The organism is Corynebacterium massiliense DSM 45435, assembly GCF_028609805.1.
Classification (GTDB): Bacteria; Actinomycetota; Actinomycetes; order Mycobacteriales; family Mycobacteriaceae; genus Corynebacterium; species Corynebacterium massiliense.
In genome coordinates, this window is sequence record NZ_CP063189.1 from 580,196 (window position 1) to 595,623 (window position 15,428).

10 protein-coding genes are annotated in these 15,428 nt (G+C 67.9%); 6 read left to right on the plus strand and 4 right to left on the minus strand.

Features of this window, described 5'->3' with window-relative positions; all coding sequences use genetic code 11:
* Positions 1-10: 10 nt before the first annotated feature.
* The 4 genes from CMASS_RS02810 to CMASS_RS02825 are packed head-to-tail and all read left to right on the plus strand — an operon-like array spanning position 11 to position 9,765.
* The gene (locus CMASS_RS02810; RefSeq protein ID WP_022863619.1) at positions 11-3,190 is read left to right on the plus strand and encodes an ATP-dependent DNA helicase; all 3,180 of its coding nucleotides are present in this window, start codon (positions 11-13) and stop codon (positions 3,188-3,190) included.
* Positions 3,183-6,491, plus strand: a complete 3,309-nt coding sequence (locus CMASS_RS02815) for an ATP-dependent helicase (RefSeq protein WP_022863620.1) — start codon at positions 3,183-3,185, stop codon at positions 6,489-6,491. Before CMASS_RS02810 ends, CMASS_RS02815 begins: the two co-directional genes overlap by 8 nt.
* Before the next feature lie 40 nt (positions 6,492-6,531).
* Positions 6,532-7,647 carry a potassium channel family protein gene (locus tag CMASS_RS02820; RefSeq protein ID WP_051126874.1) on the plus strand — a complete coding sequence of 372 codons (1,116 nt, stop codon included), beginning with the start codon at positions 6,532-6,534 and terminating at the stop codon, positions 7,645-7,647.
* 42 nt (positions 7,648-7,689) lie between these two features.
* Positions 7,690-9,765, plus strand: coding sequence for an ATP-dependent DNA helicase UvrD2 (locus CMASS_RS02825; protein WP_022863622.1), 2,076 nt, complete (start codon positions 7,690-7,692; stop codon positions 9,763-9,765).
* On the opposite strand, the gene CMASS_RS02830 is transcribed toward CMASS_RS02825, so the two are convergent.
* Positions 9,743-10,879 carry a hypothetical protein gene (locus CMASS_RS02830; RefSeq protein WP_156831820.1) on the minus strand — a complete coding sequence of 379 codons (1,137 nt, stop codon included), beginning with the start codon at positions 10,877-10,879 and terminating at the stop codon, positions 9,743-9,745. The genes CMASS_RS02825 and CMASS_RS02830 overlap by 23 nt on opposite strands.
* Before the next feature lie 144 nt (positions 10,880-11,023).
* Here CMASS_RS02830 and CMASS_RS02835 point away from each other — a divergent pair, with 144 nt between their 5' ends.
* A complete protein-coding gene (locus CMASS_RS02835) occupies positions 11,024-11,509 on the plus strand; it encodes a M48 metallopeptidase family protein (RefSeq protein ID WP_027018800.1) in 486 nt (161 codons plus the stop codon).
* Here the strand turns inward: CMASS_RS02835 and CMASS_RS02840 are convergent, their stop codons facing one another.
* Complete coding sequence (locus CMASS_RS02840; protein ID WP_022863625.1) at positions 11,510-12,949, minus strand: zinc-dependent metalloprotease; 1,440 nt, start codon at positions 12,947-12,949, stop codon at positions 11,510-11,512.
* Between the two features lie 106 nt (positions 12,950-13,055).
* Here CMASS_RS02840 and CMASS_RS02845 point away from each other — a divergent pair, with 106 nt between their 5' ends.
* Positions 13,056-14,105: a YlbL family protein gene (locus tag CMASS_RS02845; protein WP_156831821.1), complete on the plus strand. Its 1,050-nt coding sequence runs from the start codon at positions 13,056-13,058 to the stop codon at positions 14,103-14,105.
* A gap of 4 nt (positions 14,106-14,109) precedes the next feature.
* Here the strand turns inward: CMASS_RS02845 and CMASS_RS02850 are convergent, their stop codons facing one another.
* Complete coding sequence (locus CMASS_RS02850; protein ID WP_022863627.1) at positions 14,110-14,817, minus strand: hypothetical protein; 708 nt, start codon at positions 14,815-14,817, stop codon at positions 14,110-14,112.
* 46 nt (positions 14,818-14,863) lie between these two features.
* On the minus strand, positions 14,864-15,406 hold the full coding sequence (locus CMASS_RS02855) for a PPA1309 family protein (protein WP_022863628.1): 543 nt from the start codon (positions 15,404-15,406) through the stop codon (positions 14,864-14,866).
* Positions 15,407-15,428 lie beyond the last annotated feature (22 nt).

The window sequence follows — 15,428 nt, forward strand, 5'->3', positions numbered from 1 at the left end:
TTTCGATGCGGTGCCCACCCCGCGCGTGCGGCTGGTGGAGCGCCCCGCGCCCGATCCGGAGCGCGAGTGGGACTTCCCGTTGCCCAGCACGGGCCGGTGGAAGGTCACGGGGGCGGCTGGATCGGGCGTGTCCAGCGTGGTCGTGGACACCGTGGTCCGCAAGCTGCGTGACGGCGCCGATCCCTCCGGTGTCCTGGTTGTTACCGCGTCGAAGGAGGCGGGCGCGCGGGTGCGCCGGGAGATTTCCCAGCGGCTGGATGACTATGCCGCGAAGTCCTCGATGGTCCATTCCGTCCACTCGCTGGCCTTCGCGCTCTTGCGTAGCGATGAGCGGGCGGCGGAGACCGACCTGCGGCTCATCACTGGCGCGGAACAGGACAGTGTTATCCGCGAGCTGCTTGTCGGCCACGCCGAGAGCGGTGCCGGCAGCTGGCCGGCAGAGGTGCGGCCCGCCCTCGAATACGTCGGGTTCGCGCGCCAGCTGCGCGACTTTTTGTTGCGCGCTATCGAACGTGGGTACGGCCCGGACGATCTGCGAAAGGCGGGCGAGAAATTCCGCCGGCCGATGTGGAGTGCGGCCGGCGATTTCCTGCGCGAATACGAGCAAACGCTGGAGCTCGCCGGGGTGCATTCCTACTCGGCCCCGGAGTTGGTCTTCCAGGTGCTGCTGCGCCCGCAACTGACCGCCGAGCACGCGTGGCACACCATTGTGGTCGATGACGCGCAGCTGCTCGATCCGACCTCCGGGCGGCTGGTGGAGCGGCTGATGGACAGCGCGGAGCTGGCCGTCGTGGCGGGTGATCCGGACCAAGCCGTCTTCGGGTTTCGCGGCGCGAGCACGCAGTTCCTCAACGGCTTCCAGGCCGACCAGTCCCTTCATCTCACCACCGCGCGTCGCACGGGCGAGCCCGCGCGCGTCGTGTGCACTCCGACCACGGCGGCGGAGCGCGACGTCGTGGCCGACACGGCGCGCCGCCGCCACCTCGAAGACGGGGTGGAGTGGCGCGATATTGCCGTCATCGTGCGCTCGACCGGGGACATCGGGCAGATGTCGCGCGCGCTGCTGGCCGCGGGCGTGCCGGTGCACATCAACCCCACCGACGTTGTGCTCGCCGAGCAACGGCTCGTCGCCGCCCTGCTCTTGGGCCTGCGGGCCCTGGAGGCGAAGTTATCCAACGGCGAGCTCGAGGACCTCATCACCGGGCCGGTGGGCGGGGCGGATCCCGTCACCTTGCGCCGCCTCATCCGCGGCTTGCGGCGGGCGGTGCCGAGTGTCCGGGGCATCGATACGCTGCGCTTATTCGTGGAGGGCGAGGCGGACGAAGCGCTGCGCGAGGCGGTAGCGGGCGTGCTCACGGACAGCGAGGCGCGCGTGCTCGATCGCGTCACCGCTGTGCTCGCGGCCGGCAGGCAGGAACTTGCGGCGGGCGCGAGCGTTGAGCAGGTTTTGTGGGCGGTCTGGCAGGCCACCGGGCTAGATACTCGCCTCCAAAGCGCGGCCCTGCGCGGTGGTGCGACCGGCTCGCAGGCCGACCGCGACTTGGACGCGATGATGGCGCTTTTCGATGCCGCGGGTGACTTCACCGAGCGGCGCCCCAACGGCACCCTGGCTACGTTCATCGCCCACATCGAGGAACAGGAATTGCCCACCGGGGTGCGCGATAGGCGCGCCGCGATGCCGCAAGCGGTCCCGGTTCTCACCGCGCACGGGGCGGTGGGCAACGAGTGGGACACCGTCGTGGTTGCCGGCGCGCAGGAAGGCGACTGGCCGTCCTTCGGGGAGACCGGCTCCCTGTTCGACCAAGCCGAGCTGGTGGATCTCATCGACCATGACATCGATCCAGACGATCCGGTCAGCCACCTCGCCGACCGTCTTGCGGAAGAACGGCGCCTGTTCCACGTGGCCACGACGCGGCACCGCAGCCGCCTGACGGTCGTGGCGGTCGACGCCCCGGACGCCGACGAGGTGCAGGAGCCGTCGCGGTTCATCCGGGAGCTGGTGGCAGCGCCGGGGGCATCGCTGGAAGAGTCCGGGGTGGTTTCCGCTGGCGCTGACACCGTCTCGCCTGATTCCGTTGCGGCTAACACCGCCCCGGAAGGTGACCTGCCGCCTGTTATCGACCCGCTGCAGGTATCCGTGCTGTCCGTCCCCGGTTTCGTCTCGCGCCTGCGCCGCGTGTTGTGCGATGAGGACGAAACCCCGGACGCGCGCCAGCAGGCCGCGCGTCAGCTCGCCCGGCTGGCGCAGGCAGGCGTGCCGGGAGCACACCCCGACCAGTGGTGGGCCACGCGCGGCACCGCCGCCGGCAATGCACCGCAATACGACCCAGCGGTAGACGGCAGGGAGCCCACCTTGTCGCCGTCGAAGATCGAGGACTTTCTGCGCTGCCCGCTGCAGGCGACCCTCAAGCGGTTCGTGGAGGACGACCAGCCCACCCTCGCGCTGGCGAAGGGCAACTTGGCCCACGCCTTTATGGAGGCACTCGGCCGGGTCCAGCTTGCCCGCGCGGCAGGTGACCCGGCGGCCGACAGCTTCGATGTCACCGCCGCCAAAGAGCTCGTTACCGAGGCGTTTGCCGCCTGCATCACCGAGCCCGCATGGCGCCGTGAGCAGGAGATGGCGGACTTTACGTCCCTGCTCGACACCATCGCGACCTGGCACGCGGCCAACACGGAAGAGCTGGTGGGCACGGAGGTGAAGGCGCGGGTTCGTATCACCGCGGACACCGGTGAGGCCACCGTGTACGGGTCCATCGACAGGCTGCAGCGCCTCCCCGACGGCGGCCTGCGCGTCGTGGACTTAAAGACCGGCAAGCACCCGCCGAGCGGCAAAGAAGTCCAGGAGCACCCGCAGCTTAGCGCCTACCAGCTGGTGCTGGCCGGTGGCCAGCTCACGCGCGGTGCCGACGGCGCCTGGCGCGTGGAGACCGACAGGGAAGGAAACGGGGAAAAGATTGAAGGCGCCCAGCTGTACTACCCGTTGACCTACGACAAGAAAGAGAAAGCCTGCGACCAGGCGGCGCTGGAGCCAGAGGCGCTGGCCCGCTTTTCCTACCTTCTGCCTCCGCTGGTAGGGGAGATGACCGGCGCCACGGTCACCGCCCGCGAAAACGATAAGTGCCCCGACTGCCCCGTGCGGCACCTGTGCCCGATCCAACCGGAAGGACGGCTGACTTACCACCATGGCTAACGCACACTTCGCCTCATCTCATACGCCGGAAGAAATAGCCAAGGCACTGGGAAAACACCAGCCCACCCCGGAGCAGGCGGGCGTTATCTCCGCCGGTTCTGGGCCACTTCTAGTCACCGCCGGCGCCGGAGCCGGCAAGACGGAAACGATGGCCAGCCGCGTGGTCTATTTGGTCGCGAACGGGATGGTGAAACCCGACGAGGTGTTGGGGCTGACCTTCACCCGCAAAGCAGCCGGGCAGCTCGAGCAGCGCATCCGCCGCAACCTCATCGACCTGCGCGGCTCCGGGTTGATTGAACCCCGCGGGGAAATCGGCGAGGCGCTGACCACCATCGCCCCGAAGGCAATGACGTACGACTCTTTCGTCGGCGAGCTTGTCCGCGAGTTCGGGCTGCTGGCCCCTGTCGAACCGTTCGCGCGCCTTATTACCGCCGCGGAGGAATACGCCATCGCCCACGAGCTGGTGAGCAACTACACCGGTAAGGTCGGCGTGGACAAGCAGGTGGCCAGCGTCACCGAAGACATCCTCGCGCTGGCGGGGAACATGACCAACCGTCTCTACGACGTGGACACGGTCCGCGACTTGTCCACCGAGTTCCTCCGCGCCGCAGAGGAACTGCCGCCGGCAACGAAAAAGACGGAGTACTCGAAGAAGCTGCTGACCAAAATGGACGCGCAGCGCGGGCGCATCAACTACCTCCCGCTGGTGGTGGAACTTGCCCGCACCTACCGCGACAAGCAGGTCACCACGTTCGGCGAGCAGATGGCCGTGGCGGCGCGGCTGGTGGTGGAGCACCCGGGCATCGGCAAGCAGCTGCGCAACCGCTACAAGGTGGTCATGCTCGACGAATACCAGGACACCTCCCATGCGCAGCGCGTGTTCCTGCGCACCCTGTTCGGGCATGCCGAGGGAGCGGCCGAAGGGGACGAGCCCACCACCGTCACGGCGGTGGGCGATCCCATGCAGTCCATCTACGGGTGGCGCGGCGCCAGCGAGGAGAACCTCTCGAGTTTCGCCACCGATTTCCCGGCTGCCGATGGCTCGCCAGCGCCGAAGAAGGAGCTGACCACCTCGTGGCGCAACCCGCGCCTGGTGCTCGATATGGCGAACACCGTCGCGGACGTGGTCCTGGCCGACGGCAACGCGAGCCGGCTCGTCGGCCCGCTGCAGCCGCGCTCGGATGCGGAGGCCGGCGACGTTCAGCTCGGGTACTTCGCCACGTCCGAGGCCGAATGCCGTTTCGTGGCCGAGCACATGCGCGACAAGTACCTCGCCAGCCGCGAGGCCGGCAAGGAATTGAGCGCCGCCATCTTGGTCCGGAAAAACAGCCACTCGGTAGAAATCGCCCACTACCTCGACGAGCTTGACGTCCCGTACGAGATCGTCGGCCTGGGCGGGCTTTTATCGGAGCCGGAAATCCAGGACTTGCTCGCGGTGGCGACCATGCTCATCCGCCCGCAGGACAACAGTGCCGCGCTGCGCGTGCTGTCCGGGCCGATGTGCGGCATCGGCATGCGCGATATCACCGCCTTGGGCGAGCGCGCCCGCAACCTCGCCGGCCGGTTGGCGGGCGAAGATGTCGGCGGCGAAGAACCCGCGGACCAGAATCTTTCTGCTGCAGACGACGGCACCATCCTGGGCTGGCTGCGCCGGGAGGTCGCCGAGCGCACCCCGGAGGCGCCTGAACAGGCGGTGGGGCTCACGGATGCGGTGGCTGACCTGGGCGAGCGTGACCGCTACACCGCGGAAGGGCTGCAGCGCCTGGAGGAGCTGTCCAGTACGCTGCGCGCGCTGCGCTCGTACTCACTGTCCAAGCCACTCATCGATCTTTTCGCCGATATCGAGCGCGCATTCAATGTCCGCACGGAGGCGCTCGCGCGCGGCGGGGCAGCCGGAACGGCACACCTCGATCAGTTCGCCGACGTGGTCGCGACCTTCCCCGGAAGCGGCCTGGCCGCGTGGCTCGACTACTGCGCAATGGCGCGTGAGCGCGAGGACGGCCTCCAGCCCGGGGAGGTACCAGCCGCCGACGACCGCGTGCTCATCATGACTACGCACAAGGCCAAGGGCCTGGAGTGGGAGCACGTCAGCGTGCTGCACGCCGATTCCCAGACCTATTCCGGCAAGGCGAACTCGTACGTCACGCGCTCGACCGAGCTACCCAGCGCGGACGACTACCTCGACGCCGAGGCCTTCGCGGGGGACAAGGAGCCGACCCGCACGCACTTTGACAGGGCGGGCGAGGCGAAGAAGCAAGAGAGCAAGCACGCCAACGAACTGGAGGCCGCGCGCCTGTTCTACGTCGCGCTGACGCGCACCGAGTCCACGCTGACCGTCACCGGCGGCGGGACGGACGGTTCGAACGGCAAGGCGAAGAAGGGGCCGTACGAGTTCCTGCATCAGCTCGCCGAGAAGTTCCCGGACCACGTCGTGTGCTGGAACGACCCGAACGACCCACAGGACTCGGACGATCAGGATGAACAGGGCGACGCCGCGACCAGCCCGGAGAGCGGCGCATTCCCGTACCTTGCGCCCGATGCAGCGGCGCTCGCGGCCGCGGACAAGGTGCGCGCCGCACTCGACAGCCTGCCCGACCAGGTCGCCGGGGAGCGGTTCCAGCAGTGGGAGACCGAAGCATCCGCGCTCATCGAGGAGCACCGCGGGCTCATGGCCCCGGAGGTGGAGGTCGCCGTGCCCACGGAACTGACCGCCTCCGACGTGGTGGCGCTGCGCGGCGACCCGACGCAGTTTGCCCGCCGCCAGCGCCGGCCCGTGCCGTTCAAACCGAACGCCTACGCTAAGCGCGGCACCGCCTTCCACTCCTGGCTGGAGGAGTACTTCGGCGGCAGCGCGTTGCTGAGCGAGGAGGAACTTCCGGGCCTGGACGAGGAGCTCGGTCTGGAAGACCTGGCGGCGCTCAAGGACTCTTTCCAGGCCAGCCAGTGGGCGCAGCGCACGCCGGTCGAGGTGGAGGCCCCCTTCGAGATCACGGTGGATGGTGCCGTGGTGCGCGGGCGTATGGACGCGGTCTTTCGGGACCCAGACGGCACCTGGGTGGTGGTGGACTGGAAGACCGGCCGGCCGCCACAGGGCGAAGACATGCGCGCCGCCGAGCAGCAGCTGGCGGTCTACCGCGAAGCTTGGCGGCGCATCCGCCAGCGCGCCGGGGAAGAATCCCCCCAGGTCAAAGCCCTGTTCCACTACGTGACCGACGGCTTCGACTTCGAGCCGCGCCACCTGGGTGGGGCTGACGAACTCGCGGGCGTTCTCCGGCAGGCGGTGCGCCGCGTAGAGTATTAGAGTTATTCCGGCCGCCGTCGTAGGGAAAGGACACGATCGAGTGCCGCGTCAGCATAAGCGGGCGAAAAGGCGCCTGCGGGAGCGTTTGAAGCCCGGAGTGGAGCTGTCCAACCAGCCGGACTTTTTGCTCCTCGATGTCATCCACCTCCCGCGGGATTTCCGCGCCAGCCCGTGGAAGCTGCTCGCCCAGCGCCTGATGTGGGCGGCGGGCCTGCTCGTCTTCGTCACCATCCTCGTGTACGTGGACCAGGGCGGCTACAACGTCGAGCACTTAAGCCTCCTCGACGCCGCGTACTACAGTGGCGTCACCCTCACCACGGTGGGCTACGGCGACATCGTCCCCGTCACGGAGGAGGCCCGGCTGGTCAACCTCATCTTCATCACACCGACCCGCCTGGTCTTCCTGGCGTTGTTGGTCGGTGCGACCCTGTCCGTTCTCACGGATCGCACCCGCCGTACCTACCAGATTCAGAAGTGGAGAAAGCAGTTGCACAACCACACCGTCGTTGTCGGCTACGGCACCAAGGGCGCCGGCGCCGTGGCTGCATTGCTTGCCGATGACGTACCGGCCAACCAGATCGTCGTCATCGACACCAACCGGCAGGCCCTCGCCAACGCCGAGCACAAAGGCCTGGTGTCTATCTACGGCTCGGGCACCAAGACGGACGTGCTGAAGATCGCCGGCGTGCCACACGCGAAGTCCGTCGTGGTCACCCCGTCCACCGACGACACCGCGGTGCTGGTCACGCTGTCGGTGCGCGAGCTCGCGCCGCGCGCAAACATCGTCGCCTCGGTCCGCGAGTCCGAAAACCGCCACCTGCTCCAGCAGTCCGGCGCCAATTCCGTGGTGACGTCTGCGGAGACCGCCGGCCGCATGCTGGGCCTGGCCACCGTGACCCCGACGGTGGTGGAAATGATGGAGGACCTGCTTAGCCCCGACGCCGGCTTCTCCGTCGCCGAGCGCCCCGTGCGCGAATTCGAGGTGGGCAGCAACCCGCGCCACCTGGCCGACATCGTGCTGGCGGTGTTGCGCGACGACGAGGTCCACCGCGTCGATACCGCCAATGCCTCATCGCTCAAGCCGGGCGATCGCCTGCTCTACATCAAGCACGATCAGGAAAAGCCGGCCGAGGTCTCCGGCGACGAAGACAAGTAAGAACAAGAGAAACCAGACAAAGCAAAGGGGGAGGGCCACCGCGTGGCGGATTCACCGAAGTTCACGTTGGATCTGGGCGAACTCGACGAGGATCAGCGCGTCGCCGCGACCGCCCCGCGCGGCCCAGTGTGCATCCTGGCGGGCGCGGGCACCGGCAAGACCCGCACGATTACCTACCGCATCGCCCACCTGGTGGACAACGGCTTCGTCAGCCCGAACCGCGTGCTCGCGGTGACCTTTACCTCCCGCGCCGCCGGGGAGATGCGCGACCGCCTGGCCCACATGGGCATCGGGGGAGTGCAGGCGCGCACCTTCCACGCCGCCGCGCGCCGGCAGCTGAAGTACTTCTGGCCGCAGGTCGCAGGCGACTTGCCGTGGAAGCTCATCGACAACAAGTTCTCCCTTGTCGCCCGCGCGGTGCGCGGCGCGCAGCTGGACTCCACCAAGGACTTAATCCGCGACGTCATGGGGGAGATCGAGTGGGCGAAGGCCTCGCTCATCGGCGCCGACGGCTACCCGGAGGCCATCGCCAAGTCCCGCCGCGAAGCCCCTGCCGATCCCCGCAAGGTGGCCGAGGCGTACCGCCGCTACGAGTCGTCGAAGGCCCTGCCGGACGGCATGCTTTTAGACTTCGACGACCTGTTGCTCCACCTCGCCGGGGCTTTGGAAAACGCCCCGGCGGTCGCCGACGAGTTCCGCAACCAGTACCGCACCTTCGTCGTGGACGAGTACCAGGACGTCACCCCGCTGCAGCAGCGGGTACTCAATGCGTGGCTGGGCGAGCGCGACGATCTCACCGTGGTGGGCGACGCCAACCAGACCATCTACTCGTTTACCGGCGCCTCGCCGAAATACCTGCTGGATTTCTCCCGCACCTACGACGACGCCACGGTGGTCAAGCTGCAGCGCGACTACCGCTCCACGCCGCAGGTCACGGACCTGGCCAACCGGGTCATCGCCCAAGCCGAGGACCGTGCGGCCGGCACCCGCCTGGAACTGGAGGGCATCCGGCCCGCCGGCCCGGAGCCGACGTTTGACGCCTACGAGTCGGAAGAATCCGAGGCGAACGAAGTCGCCGGCAAGGTGCTCAGCCTGCTCAACCAGGGCGTTCCCGCCTCCGAGATCGCCATCTTGTACCGCATCAACGCCCAGTCCGAGCGCTTCGAGCAGGCGCTTGCCGATGCCGGCGTTATCTACCAGGTCCGCGGCGGCGAGGGCTTTTTCCAGCGCCGCGAGATCCGCGACGCCATTCGCGAGCTCATCCGCGCCACCCGCCGCGACGACCTGCCCAACGACCCGGTGCGGGTCGCGCGCGCCGCGTTCGCGCCGCTGGGGCTTTCTGCGAAAGAACCGGAGGGCGCGCAGGCGCGCGAACGCTGGCAGTCGCTGACCGCCCTGGTGGATCTCATCCAGCAGATCGTGGACGACCACCCTGGCACCGAGCTTCCCGGGGTGATCGGGGAGCTGCGCCGCCGCGCGGACGCGAAGCAAAACCCCACGATGGAAGGCGTCACGCTGGCCACCTTCCACGCGGCCAAGGGCCTGGAGTGGGACGCGGTCTTCCTCGTGGGGCTTACCGAGAAGATGCTGCCCATTAACCACGCCATTAAGGCCGGGGACGCGGCCATCGAGGAGGAGCGCCGCCTGTTTTACGTCGGCATCACCCGCGCCCGGGAGCACCTGGCGCTGTCGTGGCCGCTGGCGCGCTCGGCAGGATCCAAGGCGTCGCGGGAGCGCACCCGGTTCCTGGACGGCATCGTGCCCGAGCTGGAAGACTCTCACAGCAAGACCTCGTCGCGCACCCGCCGCCCGCGGCGCTGCCGCGTGTGCGGTAACCCGCTGGCCACCCCGGGGGAGAAGGTCCTCGGCCGCCACGAGTTCTGCGAGTCGGACGTAGACGAGGACGTCTTCGCCGCGCTGCGGCAATGGCGCTCGCAGACAGCCCGGGACCAGAAGGTGCCCGCCTTCGTCATCTTCACCGACGCGACCCTTATGGCTATCGCCGAGGCCATGCCTGCCGATGACAGCGAGCTGTTGAGCGTCTCCGGCGTGGGCCCGCAGAAGCTAGAGCGCTACGGCGCGGAGCTCCTCGAGGTCATTCGAGGGCTGCGCAGCTAGAGTCTGCCGAGTTAGTCGCGGCCTTCCGTCTCTGCGCCTTGTTCTTGCGCTGGGACTTCTTAGTTTTCAGCTGCCGGGACGCGGTGTTGCACACCGGGCACATGCGGTGCGGCAACACGACGCGCTGGGGCGCGGGGCCGAAAAGGTTGATCTCGGTGACCGCCCCCGGCGTCGGGGGAGCGGCGGTTTCGCCCGGCGGTGGCTGGATCCCGTGCACCGCGCGGACCGCGGCGACCGCTGCCGCCGCGGTCGCCGCCCGCACGGCCGGGTCCGGCGGCATGGCTCCGGACAGGCGGTCATCGCAAAGCGCAGGGCCAGATGGCGCAGCAGACGTCGCCGGAGACGCCTCGGGCGCGGACACCCATTCCAGCGTGGTCTGGGCGGCCACGAACGCCCAATAGGGGTCTTCCTCGGAGCGCAGCAAGTCCATGCACACCGGGCACGGGCCTTTCCCGTCGACGCGCACGGGGCCGACGAGCCCGCGGGCATCGAGACTCGCGACGGTCACAGAGGCGGGGAAATGATCGGTAAGCACCGGGGCGAGGGCGTGCGAATACGCCCACTGGTCCACCAGGACGGGCAGCATCGCCGGCGGGACGGCGGTGAGCTGCTTGGCCGGGTTGCCCGCGGTTATCACCCGGCGCACCAGGAAGCCGCTGGCAGTGAGCAGGTTGGCGATGTCGCTGGCCAGCGCCGTATTTCCCAGCACGGCGACGCGGCCGTGGGTGGAGCACGGGGTGAGCACGCCGAAAGAGACGAGGTCCTCCACGATGCCCGCGGCGGCGGTGGGGGAGTAATCCGCCAGCGCGAGACGCTCGATGAGCTCCGCCCGGGTCGTCCCGCACCGCGCAGGCGACAGCGCCACCGCCAGATCGATGGGGCGCTCGGTGAGCACCACGCCGGCGCGGGTGGCGTCGAGTCCGAACTGCACCGCGTTGTCGCCCCGCAGGTAAATCCCGGCGCCGGGACTTAACCGCAACACGTCCGCGCGGGGCGTGCCGGTCAGCCGCCGGGGGATGCTCGGCCGCGAACTGACGCGGCGCTCCTGTGTCTTCCGTCGCGCCTTCGCCGTGCTTGTCCGCTTTCTGCCAGACGTGCCAGAGTCCACCGGCATAGTGCTTCTCCCCGCCCCCGAGAATGTGTGTGTTCGCGTCTTATCCAATCACAGGTAAGGTGCCGTGTCGTGGCTAGCGGCGAAGAAACAATCTCATCCCACGCGGACCGCAACGATCGGGCGGGCGATACGCCGCAGCTAGACGTGCGGGTCATCCGCTCGCGGCGCCGGCGCAAGTCCGTGCAGGGGCGCATCGTCGACGGCGTTTTAGAAGTGCGCATCCCGGCGTGGATGAACAAGCGGCAAGAGGCCGATGCGGTAGCGGACATGCTCGCCCGGGCGGAAAAGAAGCACACCTCGAGCGCGCGCAGTGACGCCGACTTGGCGGCGCGGGCGGCCGTTCTCAACGAGAAATACCTAGAGGGGCGCGCGAAGGTGGGCAGCATCCGCTGGGTGGCTAACCAGGGCACCCGGTGGGGAAGCTGCACCGTGGGCACGGGAGACATTCGCCTTAGTGACCGCCTTAAGCGCGTGCCCGACTACGTGGTGGATTCGGTGATTGTGCACGAGCTGGTGCACACGTTCGTCGGCGGGGCAGGCCACGGCGCGGAGTTCTGGCGGTGGGCAGATACGGTGCCCCTCGCCGAGCGGGCGAAGGGCTACATCGAGGCGTATCAGCGCTTCGGCTGATTACTCCTTCTCGGAATCGGTGTCATCGCCGCCTTTATCGTCGCCGTCGGACTCGGCGTCGCCCTTGTCGGCGCCGCTGTTGCGCAGCTCCTCTTCCAGCTTGGCGAACTCGGCGTCGAAGTCGTCCGACGGGGCATCGTCAAGCAGGGAGTCGATGAACGCCGCCGGGTTGTCCAGGTGCTCGGCGGTGGGCAGGAAGTCCGGGTGATCCCAGACGGAGTCGCGCTTTTCGGTGCCCACGGCGTTGGTGGCGCGGCGCCACAGCTCGGTCGCAGCGGAGACCTTCGGGGCGCCGAGCTCGATGCCGACGACCTTGGAGAAGGCCTGCTCGGCCGAGCCGCCGGTGGCGCGGCGGCGTGCCCACGCCTCGTTGAGTGCGCTGGTGGCGGGGATGCGCTCGCCCATGGCCTCGGTGACCACGTGCTCGACCCAGCCTTCCACCAGCGCGATCAGGGTTTCCACGCGGGCGGTGGCGTTGGCGTTGCGGGAGGTGATCCGCGGCGAGAGATCCATGCCCTGCAACTTTTCCATCGCCTCCTGGATGGCCTGCGGGTCGCCGGACTCCAGGTTGAGCTCGCGGGTGGCCTCCTCGATGTGCGAGGTGTCGATCTCCAAGCCCATCGCGTATTCCTCGACGGAGGAAAACAGGCGCTCCACCAGCCACGGGACGTGCTTAAACAGGCGCTGCCGGGCGGCCTCGCGGGCGGCGATGTACACCAGCACGTCGCTGGTGGAGATTTCCAGATCCTGAGCGGCTGCCTGCACGTTCGGCGGCAGGACCGCGACAACCCCGGCGGGCGCGACCGGCAGGCCGAAGTCGGTGCCGGAGAGGATCTGCTTGGCCAAATCGCCCAGGGAGTGGCCGAGCTGCATGCCGTAGTTCATGCCGGACATCTGGTTCATCATGTTCGACAGTGGGCCCATCATCTCCCGGGCCTCTTCCGGCAGGGAATCCATCTGAGCCTGGCTCATGTTCTTCGCCACCGGGGTCACCAGGCGCTTCCACGCCGGCATGGTGTCGCGTAGCCAGTCCTCGGCGTTCCAGGCCTCGACCTTGCCCGACGAGGCCGGCAGATCCGTGGCGGCATCCAACCACAGGTCGGCCAAGCGGACCGACTCTTCCACCGCGTGCTTTTCTTCCGCGGTGACCTTCTTCGCGCCCTTAATCTCCTGGCTGGCGATGCGCTGGGCCATGTCGTAATTGACCGGCGAGGCACCCTCGGAGTTCATCGAAGAGCCCATGCCGGACAGCATCTGCCCGAACTGGTTGAGCAGGTCGCCTAAACCGCCCGCTCCGGCAGCACCGGAGCCCGAACCGGAGTCGTTGCCGCCGACACCGAACCCGAACGCGCTGAACGGGTTGTTGTCGTCCCGCCGGTTCTTGTCATCGTCATCGTCGCCATCGTTGGTGGGAAAGCTAAAACCGAATCCGTTACTCATGCGCACCAATCTACCGGCACCGACGGGGGCAACACTACGGCGCTACCGAACGCTGAGAGCGAACACGGTAGGGTAAGTCGCCGTGACTTCACCATCGAACAGGCGCATGCGAACCCTAGTCTGGGGCGCTCTCCCCGTTGTCCTTCTGGGAGGACTGCTCACGGTGGATAAGGTGCCCGGCACGGACATCGATCTCACCGTGCCGTATGCCGCGGAAGGTCCCGGGCCGACCGTGAACACGCTGGGCGATGTCGACGGCACCGACGTCGTGGAAGTCCACGCACCCGAGGTCGATGACACGGCAGGCAACCTCAACATGACGACGGTTTCGGTGCGCTCGCACATGACACTCGTGCAGGCGCTGGGCCGGTGGATGTTTACCGATGACACCATCGTCCCGCTCGATACCGTCATCCCGCCGACCATGAACGACGAGGAGGTCAAGGAGGCGAACCAGCAGGCCTTCGACCAGTCCGAGTCGGCGGCAACGGCCACGGCGTTGCGGTACTTGCACTTGCCGATGCGCGTGGCAGTCGGCGGCACCATGGAAAATACAAACGCGGACGGCGTGCTGCAGGCTGACGACATCATCACGGAAGTCGACGGGAAGAAGGTGTCCGAACCCGCCGAGGTTCAGGACGCGGTGCGCGCGAAAAAGCCCGGCGACACCGTGGATCTGACCGTCGAGCGCGACGGCAAACCCCGGCACGAGAAGGTGGAGTTGGGCGAACACCCCGATGCGCACGGCCGGGAGAAGACCCCGTTGCTTGGCGTGTTGATGAAGGCCGTGCCTGCCGATGACATCGACGTGAAGTACAACTTGCAAGACATCGGCGGTCCGTCTGCGGGGATGATGTTCTCGCTCGCGGTCATCGACAAGCTCTCGCCCGGCGAGCTCAACGCCGGCAAGTTCGTCGCCGGCACCGGCACCATCGCCGAGGACGGCACCGTCGGCCCCATCGGCGGCATCCAGCACAAGGTGGAGGCGGCCTCCGAGGCGGGCGCAGAGCTCTTCTTGGCCCCGCGGGACAACTGCGCCGAGGCCCTGCGCGGCAAGCACGGCGACATGACCATCGCGGCGGTGGGAAACATTGACGATGCCGTCAAGGCCATGGACGACTTCGGCCGCGGCGAGACGCCGCAGCTGTGCGAATAGTCCGCTACTTGTCGGCCTTGACCAGGCCTAGCTCTTCCAGGCGCTTTTCCGGGTCTTCCTGATCCAGCGAGGTCATCTGCTGCATCACCAGACCCTCGTCGTTGTCCACCAGCGTGATGATCGCGGTCGAGCCGAGCGTGGACCAACCGACGACGCGGCTGCCTTTGTCCTCGACCACCTTGGAGCTGCGCAGCTCCGTAAGCACCTGCGTCGACTGGGCGGCCTTGGCCGTCGAATCGGACAGCTGCCACTGGCCCGCCTTGGGGCCGGTGCAGTTGTAGGAGCCCTGCATGCCGCCGGCCTCGCACGATTCGAAGTCCTCGAACAGAGACTTCGGAGCCAGCGTGTGGAAGGCCGCGTACGCCTCCGCGACGTCTTCGGGCATGTCGCCGGCGCGCGCGGAGGACGATGCCGCCGCAGACGCCTGGGAAGATTCCGCCGCGCTCGACGTCGGCGATGGCGATTCTGACGCCTTGTCTTCCCCGCTCGGCGGGGCAGTGGTGGTCGCGGTAGCGGCGGTCTCGGTGGGGGCGGGCGCGTTACTTCCCGCGGCATCGTCACCCGCGTCGGCGGCGTCGTCGGCGGAACTGCAGCCGGCAACGAGCGTGGCCGCGGTGAGGCTGAGAACGCCGGCGCGGATTGTCTTAGCCACTGCCGAGGCCGAATCCTTCGCCGAGACGAGCTTGCCGATGCCAATGTGGCGAGTGCACACGAGGTCGATTCCTCCAATAACCATCAAAATCAGTTGGCTGCCGAGTTTAGTCCAGCTCGTCCGGATCCTGGCCCAGGCTGTAGCGCAGCGCGGCGATGACCCCTGGCGCGACGTTCGGGCCGCCGCGCAGCTGGATGTCGTCCTGAGCGAACGGGCCGGCGGCCTCCAACTCTTCCTCCGTCGGGCGCAGCTGCAGCAAGGTCAGCTCGACGCCCTCCTCGCGCAGCGCGCCGGAAAACAGTCGCGCCGGGCGCGGCTCGGGGGAATCCGCGGAGACGTCTTTGAACATGATCTCCTGGGCGAGCACCACGCCGGCTACCTCGTGCGGCCAAGCCACGCGGGAGACGTAGTCCACCAGCTCCTCCGAGCCGGGTTCGATGCCTTCCGGGAGGTTGTCCTGGACGACGAGGGTCAGCGGGGCATCGTCAGTCGCGTCCAGCTGCGCCAGTTGGTCCTGCACCAAGGTGGACGGCACTAGGGCGAAGAGCGTCGGACCGGCGTCCCAGCCTTCGGCGTGGACGAAATCGACGGCCTCGCGCATCGCGCGGTTTAACTCTCGCTGTGGATTGTCGGAGGAACTCATGGACATCCTTATTCGTTATCCGGGGGAG

Excerpts from the sequence above, each read along its gene's own strand:
- CMASS_RS02855 (WP_022863628.1), bottom strand. The coding sequence starts at position 15,406 with ATGTCCATGAGTTCCTCCGACAATCCACAGCGAGAGTTAAACCGCGCG.
- CMASS_RS02830 (WP_156831820.1), bottom strand. The coding sequence starts at position 10,879 with ATGCCGGTGGACTCTGGCACGTCTGGCAGAAAGCGGACAAGCACGGCG.
- CMASS_RS02845 (WP_156831821.1), top strand. The coding sequence starts at position 13,056 with ATGCGAACCCTAGTCTGGGGCGCTCTCCCCGTTGTCCTTCTGGGAGGA.
- CMASS_RS02815 (WP_022863620.1), top strand. The coding sequence starts at position 3,183 with ATGGCTAACGCACACTTCGCCTCATCTCATACGCCGGAAGAAATAGCC.
- CMASS_RS02840 (WP_022863625.1), bottom strand. The coding sequence starts at position 12,949 with ATGAGTAACGGATTCGGTTTTAGCTTTCCCACCAACGATGGCGACGAT.